The organism is Daejeonella sp., from assembly GCF_046590655.1.
Classification (GTDB): Bacteria; Bacteroidota; Bacteroidia; order Sphingobacteriales; family Sphingobacteriaceae; genus Daejeonella.
This window is the reverse complement of sequence record NZ_JBKJUM010000104.1, coordinates 1-8,178: the sequence shown is the minus strand read 5'-3', so window position 1 is coordinate 8,178 and position 8,178 is coordinate 1. Positions and strand designations below refer to the sequence as shown.

General features: G+C 43.4%; 10 protein-coding genes. 6 read left to right on the top strand and 4 right to left on the bottom strand.

The genetic code is table 11. The features are described 5' to 3' along the window. Positions 1-2,254 (bottom strand): penicillin acylase family protein (locus ACLL8Z_RS10365; RefSeq protein WP_411274710.1); only part of this gene is annotated, 2,254 nt, incomplete at its 3' end. Positions 2,255-2,513: 259 nt separating this feature from the next. Between ACLL8Z_RS10365 and ACLL8Z_RS10360 the strand changes: the two genes are divergently transcribed. Next, positions 2,514-2,729, top strand: coding sequence for a hypothetical protein (locus tag ACLL8Z_RS10360; RefSeq protein WP_411274709.1), 216 nt, complete (start codon positions 2,514-2,516; stop codon positions 2,727-2,729). A 63-nt stretch (positions 2,730-2,792) separates the two neighbouring features. After that, positions 2,793-3,542: a DUF1080 domain-containing protein gene (locus ACLL8Z_RS10355; protein WP_411274708.1), complete on the top strand. Its 750-nt coding sequence runs from the start codon at positions 2,793-2,795 to the stop codon at positions 3,540-3,542. Between the two features lie 222 nt (positions 3,543-3,764). Here ACLL8Z_RS10355 and ACLL8Z_RS10350 read toward each other — a convergent pair whose 3' ends face one another. Then, entirely contained in the window at positions 3,765-3,971 is a 207-nt protein-coding gene (locus ACLL8Z_RS10350; protein WP_411274707.1) for a hypothetical protein, read from the bottom strand. Between the two features lie 296 nt (positions 3,972-4,267). After that, positions 4,268-4,633, bottom strand: coding sequence for a hypothetical protein (locus ACLL8Z_RS10345; protein ID WP_411274706.1), 366 nt, complete (start codon positions 4,631-4,633; stop codon positions 4,268-4,270). Between the two features lie 157 nt (positions 4,634-4,790). Here ACLL8Z_RS10345 and ACLL8Z_RS10340 point away from each other — a divergent pair, with 157 nt between their 5' ends. Then, positions 4,791-5,225: a DUF1810 domain-containing protein gene (locus tag ACLL8Z_RS10340; RefSeq protein WP_411274705.1), complete on the top strand. Its 435-nt coding sequence runs from the start codon at positions 4,791-4,793 to the stop codon at positions 5,223-5,225. Between the two features lie 86 nt (positions 5,226-5,311). Here the strand turns inward: ACLL8Z_RS10340 and ACLL8Z_RS10335 are convergent, their stop codons facing one another. Then, a complete protein-coding gene (locus tag ACLL8Z_RS10335; protein WP_411274704.1) occupies positions 5,312-5,899 on the bottom strand; it encodes a hypothetical protein in 588 nt (195 codons plus the stop codon). A 294-nt stretch (positions 5,900-6,193) separates the two neighbouring features. Between ACLL8Z_RS10335 and ACLL8Z_RS10330 the strand changes: the two genes are divergently transcribed. From ACLL8Z_RS10330 to ACLL8Z_RS10320, 3 genes are read left to right on the top strand one after another with little or no spacing between them, the layout of a single operon-like run. Continuing rightward, a complete protein-coding gene (locus tag ACLL8Z_RS10330; protein ID WP_411274703.1) occupies positions 6,194-6,883 on the top strand; it encodes a TerB family tellurite resistance protein in 690 nt (229 codons plus the stop codon). A 45-nt stretch (positions 6,884-6,928) separates the two neighbouring features. Next, entirely contained in the window at positions 6,929-7,306 is a 378-nt protein-coding gene (locus ACLL8Z_RS10325; protein WP_411274702.1) for a lipocalin family protein, read from the top strand. 3 nt (positions 7,307-7,309) lie between these two features. Next, positions 7,310-7,762, top strand: coding sequence for an SH3 domain-containing protein (locus ACLL8Z_RS10320; RefSeq protein ID WP_411274701.1), 453 nt, complete (start codon positions 7,310-7,312; stop codon positions 7,760-7,762). The last annotated feature ends 416 nt before the right edge of the window (positions 7,763-8,178 follow it).

Below are 8,178 nucleotides of genomic sequence, written 5' to 3'. Positions count from 1 at the left end.
TTCCCGGCCTGTACTCCCGTACTACCCCCTTTTTAATTTCCTCTTCCGTAAAAGCAACTGCTTTCATTTTTTTATCAGCATACAATTCCAGCTGGTCGGCGAAATATGGAGAACTTTCTTTATTACTATTCCCATAAGTCAGGACTGAATAGGCACGTGGCGTTTTATCGAATTCAACGGCGATAACCCAGCCATCGCCCCCACGGGTTTCACGTTTGAGTTTATCTGTTATGTGAGGTACAAACCAAAGTACGCTGAAAGTGCCCAGTTCTCCGGTGGCACCGCTAATGGGAATGTCCTTGTTATTGATGCGCGCCCTGTTCACGTCCCCCCAGGCTAGATCCCAGCTTCCATAGCGGGTATTAGCGCTCTCCACGGCGCGTTTAAAAGCCTCCACGGCATTTTTTGAACTGGCCAGGCCTTTTGGAGTGGTTATTGGTTTTGCAGGAGTCCAAACTTCAGCAAACAGAGAACTGGCAGGTGCTGGGAAACCACCCGAAGCCGCCGTACCCGGGACTTGCTTTCCGCCATTGGCCAGCGCTACATAATGCTCCCACCAGGTTTCGAATAATACACCTCCTTTGCTTTCACGGTTTACCGTATTGTCCCAGTTTTCCATTTGTTTCAATGCGTCAGCAATTTCTCCAGTAGGAGAGGTCGCCCGAACTGCCGCAATGAGGTCGGCTTTTACACGTTCGGCTAAAAGCATCCGCTGGCTATATTTGAGGTTGACCACATCTTCCAAAGAGAACTTTTTCTTGTTGGCAATCATGTCGAGCGCGTGCTGGCTGCGCAGTCTAAGTATAGGTTGTGAAAAATGCGGAGGGAATTTCGCCGCATCCATAACCTCATTCAGATTGGTGTAATGGAACGGATCGTTCTCATTATGTATGTATCCGCCTTTCGGATTTAGTAGTTGCGGCAGAGAGTCGAATGGAATGATCTTTCTCCAGACCTGATCACTGCGGGAAGCAGCTATAGCAGCAGTATCCCCGCCCGACAAATGAGGGAGGTTTGGGGTCATGGCATTCCATACATAGAAGATATTGCCGTCTGCATCTGCATAGGTAAAGTTGGAACTCGTCTTTGCCTGGATCCGCATAGCCTCCCTGTATTCGGCAAGGTTGCGGGCTTTCATCATCATTAAAAACTGCTCTGCCAGACGATATTCTCCATCTCCTGCATCGCGGATAACGTAAATCTTCCCATTGCCCCGGTGAAACACCGGACCGAATGGGGTATATAGAAACTCGCGTAAATCCTCGCCCAGGCCTTCGCCATTTTTGAATTTAACGTTTACCCTTTTCTTTTCGAGCGGTACAGATGCTCCGTCCAGCAGGAAATGATCCGGCAAAGTCGGAGACACCTGGAAAGAGTAAATCTCATCGCTATCAGGATCATTGTTTGTTGTGGAAAAACCAAGTCGCTCGTTATAACCACCAATAGTAATGAGTGGGCCACCTATTCTAAAATCTCCGTAAAAATTTAATACTCCAGGCACTTCCAGTTGTGCTTCATAATATCCTGCATTCCAGGCAAGATGCGGATTTCGGAGCAGGATTGCCTTGCCGGATTTGGTACGGCTGGGAGCCAAAGCAAATGCATTAGAGCCTTCGTCCGGATGAGGTTGGTCAGCATGATCGGCAAGTCTTGCCCACACGGTATTGCCCTCACCGGACAAAATTCTCATACGATTACTTGTTGAATAGGCTGCAGCATTCTGACCCTGTAGAATACGCATAAAAGCCTGTACAGAAGCCGCATTATGACTGCCAATGTCCACGGCATGCACATCAATGCCGGTAAAATCTGCTTTTACCCATTCGGGGAATTCGCTTCGGTGGACTTCAATATAACGGTTCATTCCTGCTGCAAAGCCAATCAGGATATCTTGTGTTTCTTTTTTTAACCAGGAAAATGTTTCCAGAGCTCGTGCATACCTTATTTTACTGGAAGCGTCCCGGTCGATGCTCAGGCTTCTCTCCGGAGGGGTCATTTCATGAAACTGACTCCAATCTCCACGAGCTTTCACCATTCCCTCCACAACAGAGCGTCCGTAATCTTCCAGCTGAACGTATCCAAGCGCAAATCCTGCAGCCTGCATATTGTCGGCTTTTATATGAGGAACCCCGAAAGCCGTTCTCCGGATGGTAACATGATCTGCCAGATCCTGAGCGCTTGCAGAGTTTAAGCTTATACTTCCAAACGTAAATAAGAGCCCTAAAAGCCCGAAATAAGGATAATGACTTTTCATTGGAAACGACTAAATAAGGTTCTAATTTAACGAGAAAGTATCAAGTAATAAGTATCAAGTATCAAGACACTTTCCGGACGCCCACGCTGTTCTTAGAACGGTGTCTTTGCGAGGAGGTACCCGTCTCACCATCCGATTAGCCTGGCAAAGTTAACAGGCAACGGATAACTACTCAAAGATTTCCTGGTCTTAGCTGCCTCGGTTTAAATAAAATCTCCATTAAACTCAACTTCGCAGCTATGTAATACGTATATAAGTTATGGCACAATCAGATAAATTAACAGCAGAAAGATCAAAGGCCTTTCACCGCATAGCCAGCCTATATGTCGAATTAAGTAAGATGCAGGCAGACTCACCGGAGTACAAGAAACATCTTCAGGAAATAACTGAATTGAAATCGACAGTTATGAAACTTCAGAGGCGTATCGTGATCTCAAGAATGAAGCAAGTGGAAAAGTATTTTGCGGGAGCTTGAACTTCCATTCTCTTTCCTTGATTTGAAAAATGTAACTTGGATACTTCAATATACAAATTACATATGATTAGGATCATTTTAGTTCTGTGCATACTCCTCACGTCGATTGCTCATTTCGGCAACGCTCAATCACCGCTATTTGAGTTCGGTAAGGTAGGCAGTTTCATCAATATCACATCCGGCAAAAAAGATCAGGACAGGGTCTTGAAATGGTTTGATGTGAACACTTCCAGGGATACCTGGCGGGTTCAGAAAGATGGTTCCCTGATTTGCAATGGCAACCCAATAGGCGTAGTCAGGTCGGAAAAGCAATATGAAAATTTTATCTTACATGTAGAGTGGAAGCATAATGAAGCCGGAGGAAATTCCGGCGTGTTTATTTGGAGCTCAGCTGTTCCTGCAGAAAACCGGCTTCCAAATGGAGTAGAAGTTCAGATGCTTGATTTGGAGTGGATAGATCTGAATATTCGGGATGGAGTAAAACCTCCGATTGCATATGTTCATGGAGAGTTATTTGGTGTGGGTAATGTGACGACAGCAACAGATAATCCAAGGGGTAGTCGTAGCAAGTCAATCGAAAATCGTGTAAAAGGGAAAGGTGAGTGGAATACTTATGATGTGGTATGTGTGGACGGTGTTATCAAGCTTTCTGTAAATGGGAAGTTTGTAAACGGCATCAGCAAGTCAACACAAAAGAAAGGATACATTTGCCTGGAAGCGGAAGGTGCTGAGATCGAGTTTCGCAATTTCAAAATCATTGAACTTCCGCCGGGCCTGACTTCGGCAGAACAGGCAGCGGCGTTACTGCATTAACTTCCGATTTACATTCATTCTGCGGCATGGTACAGCCTTTGTAATACTTTATAAATATTCAGTATTTATAAAGAAAAATGATTTGCCAAAAACAGTACCGCCATTTTCGAAATATACCTCTCAGAAACCGGCCATAGTGGCCTGTTCACAGCTAAAACACAATTTGAAACTGCAGGGAGCCTTTCTTTCTGCTATAGCGGCCCTCATAGCCTTATTGTAACTCTACTCAATGTTGATCCAGGGATCAATCAAAGGCCGGTTTGTTATGAACTCCTCGATTCGCTTCACCGTTACGCCTGGGATAATGATTGCACCATCAATTTCCGCTGTCCTAAAGCAAAGGCAATGAACCTGCCTGCCGGCAGGCAGGTGACCAGCAAATCGCACAGCAATTAATGCAACTGTCTCTATATCAGGATAAGGCAGCATAAAAGTAGAGGGAATTTTTTCAACAACTCACTCGTTATTAACATTGGGGAAAGTATCGATGTAGATATTATTGGTTATCAGTTACCCGTTGCCTTTCCCTGGCTGGATGAATTAACTCCTTGACCTAGAAGGGATATTAGTTGTTAGTTGTTCGTTGTTCGTTGTCAGGCTGGACGGCAAATATCTTACATTGAACGTGGACATTAAAATAATAACAGTTCCTTTGTCCTTAATCTTTGCTCTTTGTTCCATGCTCCTTCTCCTGTCTTGATTCCTAGTTTCTTGGCTCCTGGTTCTCAAAACGAGTCGTTACCAGGATCTGGGTTTTCCCAGTCAGCACTTTCAGCCTCTTCTTCTTTTGTTAATCCGCTTCCAGGCCCCTGATGATAGGGTGCTTCCGGGTCCTTAAACTCACTGCTTGGTTTTGAACCGGGGCCCGTATATTGGCTCATGTCCAATCCGCGCGTATCATCGGCAGCCTGGCCGCCAACATATCCGACTGTTTCTTCAGGATGCCCTGTCTTTTTGGGTTGCAATAGTTCAGTATTTCCCCCTGATATATCTTTTTCAGCTTTTTGTTCTTCTTTCTCTAGTGCCCGGGCTTCATTTTTACTTCTGTTCTTTTCGTGAAACTCGCCTCGTGTGTGGTTTTCGAAGGTCATAATCGTATGATTTTATAGAATACTTATAAGAGAGTATTTTCGGCTAAAATGTTTTGAAAAGTGGAAAGAAAGTTGCATCCTATAAATCCTATCATCCTATAAATCCTATTCAAGACAAAAATCAAAATCCTTTTCTCCCCGTTATTGTTATGATATCATGATAGTAACGACTACCCAAGGATTCGAGCATTTCCATACTGCTCAGAAACACAATTTTGCCCGCGCTTTTAAAGAGATAAAAGACGGCAGAAAAAACAGCCATTGGATGTGGTTTGTCTTTCCCCAGTTAGCTGGTTTGGGTTTCAGTGAGATGACTAAAAAATACGCAATACATGATATTCCAGAAGCAAGTGCTTACCTGGCAGATAATGTGCTCGGTGAAAGACTGACTAGCATTTCGAAACAAATACTTTCACACAAAGATAAAACCGCGCATGAAATCTTCGGTTCGCCGGATGATATGAAATTAAAATCCAGTATGACGCTGTTTAGTCTGGTGCCCGGAGCCGATGCTGTGTTCCAGGAAGTGCTGGACGAGTTTTACGAAGGTGTAAAAGATCCCAAAACACTTGAACTACTTGGCCAAATGTAAAAAGCCAGCTGTACAATTTGTACAGATGACTGAAATATTCTTGTAGGACTATAAAAAAGCCGGTGTATTAAACAGACTGCCCGGAGCTAGTAAGTAATAGTTCCAGTTCCAGTATATTCGTAGTAAGCAAAGGTGTTTGTGGTATATACTAACCTAACGCTTCCCGTGGCGTTCGCAAACCGGCCTGTACCGCCCGTAAAAATGTAATCCTGATACGTCAAGCCAGTTTCACTGTCAACCCCTTGACCAGCAAAGGTGTAGTTTAGGGTGTCGCCGTTTGCAGCCTTACCAACACCTACAATCGGTGTATAAATAACGCCCTCAGCATTTATACAGAAACTTGTGGTTTGCTCCTGAAGTCCAAGATGTGACGAATTGCCGGTTCCAACTGATTGAAACTTTAATGTTCCTTTACCGCATCCGTCTGGAATGTAAGAAATAGTTCCGGAGCCAGAACTGGTAAATGGACGCGTTATCTGTTTCCCATTGTTATTTTTGGCACTGCTCATCTGCAGGTTAAAACCTTCCGAAGTTTTTAGTTGAAGTGCTTTGTTGGTAATCTCTGAATACTTTTTCAGCGTTAGATCCGATTTAGCCGGGCTGAAAGCTTCCTGCTTTTTCTGACAAGCGGTCAATAATAACAGGCCAAGAGCGAAAACTTTGATCTTTTTCATAGTCTGACGGTTTATTAATATTATCAAATATACATAATACGGGTACGAAAAATCTAATTTTAATCAGCTAAAATCCTCATAATCATGTAGTCCCAATGAAATCTTCAAGCCCATAGTTTCTGGTAAAACGCCCGAAAGCTCCTGCCTTCACCTTTCACCCTACCACAGTGATGGGTTTTTATTGTAAAATCACCCCATAAGGAAACATTGTGTAAAATTTAATGTTATTGGCTTATTGGACCCTTTAAACTGCAACATATTTTTTAGTTCCGACAATTAACATAGATAATTTACATGATAAACACTTCCCCCTTGCAGAGCTATTCGCCTGCAGAAAAAACGGCCTACATTCAGGCTATTGCTTCAATTGCAACTGCCGACAGGACTGCATCAGCCGAAGAGCTGGAATACGTTTCAACCCTTAGCAATGAAGTTGGACTTTCCGAATCAGAAAAGGAAAGTGTAATGGAAACCGCAAAAACGGAAAATGATGATAGTCTTTTTGCCAGTCTCGAAGTGCTTAAGAATAGTGAGCTCCGTTTTTCGCTGCTTTCAGATCTTATTAATTTTGCCGAGTCAGATCAACAATACCACGAAGAGGAAAAGAAAAACGTAGAAAAAATCGCTACCTTTTTGAACATTAATCCACAGCAGTTTGAAGCACTGAGCGAATTAGCAGATGAGACAAGGAAAGACGGAAGCACTCCGGAAGCTGTTACCGCCGCCGGTGCATTTAACTTTTCCGGAATTCAGGAGAAATTGAAAGCATCAGGAATAGATATCGGCAGTCTTGCAAAAGGTTTGCTGGCTACATTAGGTCCGTTGATTTTAGCAAAGGTAATGGGGGGCAGGCGTTCCGGCGGCTTAAGTTCTGGATTGGGGTCTGGCGGACTTGGATCATTAATCTCAGGCCTGGGCGGTGCGTCGGGGAGGTCAGGACAAGGCGGACTTCTTGGCAATATTCTTTCCAAACTAGGACGTTAGACAACAGGATGACTATAAAAATTAAATCACCTAAACCCGAAGCCAATGAAACATATTAAACTATTAGGACTAACCTTCCTGGTTGGTTTATTTCTTATCTCCTGCGGAGGTAAAAAAGGCGATGACTTGGCTAAAACCTGGCAGGTTACCGCTATTAAAACAGAAAATGATCTTCCGGATTCACTTAGAAATGCCATGATCGCAAACTCGAAGATGGCTTTCACAAAAAATGGTGACTACACTACAACCGGAGGCATCGGCGCTGATCAGGGAACTTATACCTTTGATGAAGACGTAAAAAATCTATCTACCGTTTCAACGGCTGGCAAGAGCAGCGAAGTTTATACTATCAGTAAACTTGATAAAGACAATCTAATTTTGATAAACAAAGGCAATACAATAACATGTATCGCTGTAAAATAATACATGATGGGACTATTTGATGAAGTTAATAAGGCAGTTGTTAACCAACAGCAGCAGAAAAATTATGGAGATATCCTTAAACAAGCAGGGATAAGCATTCCCAATTTATGGGTACAGGATGTTAGCGGTACCCTTACGATAGCTGGCACCGTGCCGGATATGCAGACCGCTGAAAAGGCTGTTGCAGCTTTGAAGGCGCAACCAGGAGTGGTGAATGTATTTAACCTGCTGGAGATGGAGGATCTAACCAGTAAGAATATCAGGATGAAGGTGATTACAAAATCTTCCAATCTGAATATCAGAAAAGGGCCCGGAACAGATTATGATATAGTAGGTAAGGCAGCCCACGAATCAAAAGTACAGCTTATCAAAAGAATGTATAATGACTGGTATTTTGTGCGCACCGAAGATGGAGTTGAGGGATTTAGTTCTGCGAATTACCTTCAGGGAGTTTAGAGGAGTATCAAGCCTGCCTGCCGGCAGGCAGGTATCAGGTATCCGGTATCAAGACACTAAGGGAGTAAATTGGCGGGGTAGGTGAAATTGGAATGAAACCAGTACTGGAATTAGGCTGCTAAATGGAAATTTGGCAGCCTTTTTTATTTGGCAGGAATTTGAAAATTTGAAAATGAATATTGAGAGGTGTTCAAGTTGGAATAATTGGTTGGACACCACATGTTCATCTTTCGCATCGTTGTTGGTGTCCCACCAACAACGTCATTGATTGCCTGATATATTATGGTGGTGTCTTCACCACCAAAAACCGAATTATGGGGAGACCTCGTTGAGCAAGTATTGGAATTAGCAAATGAACGTAAATTATGAGTGCCTAATTCTCAAATTCACTCATTTGCTAATTATTATTCTCGTCC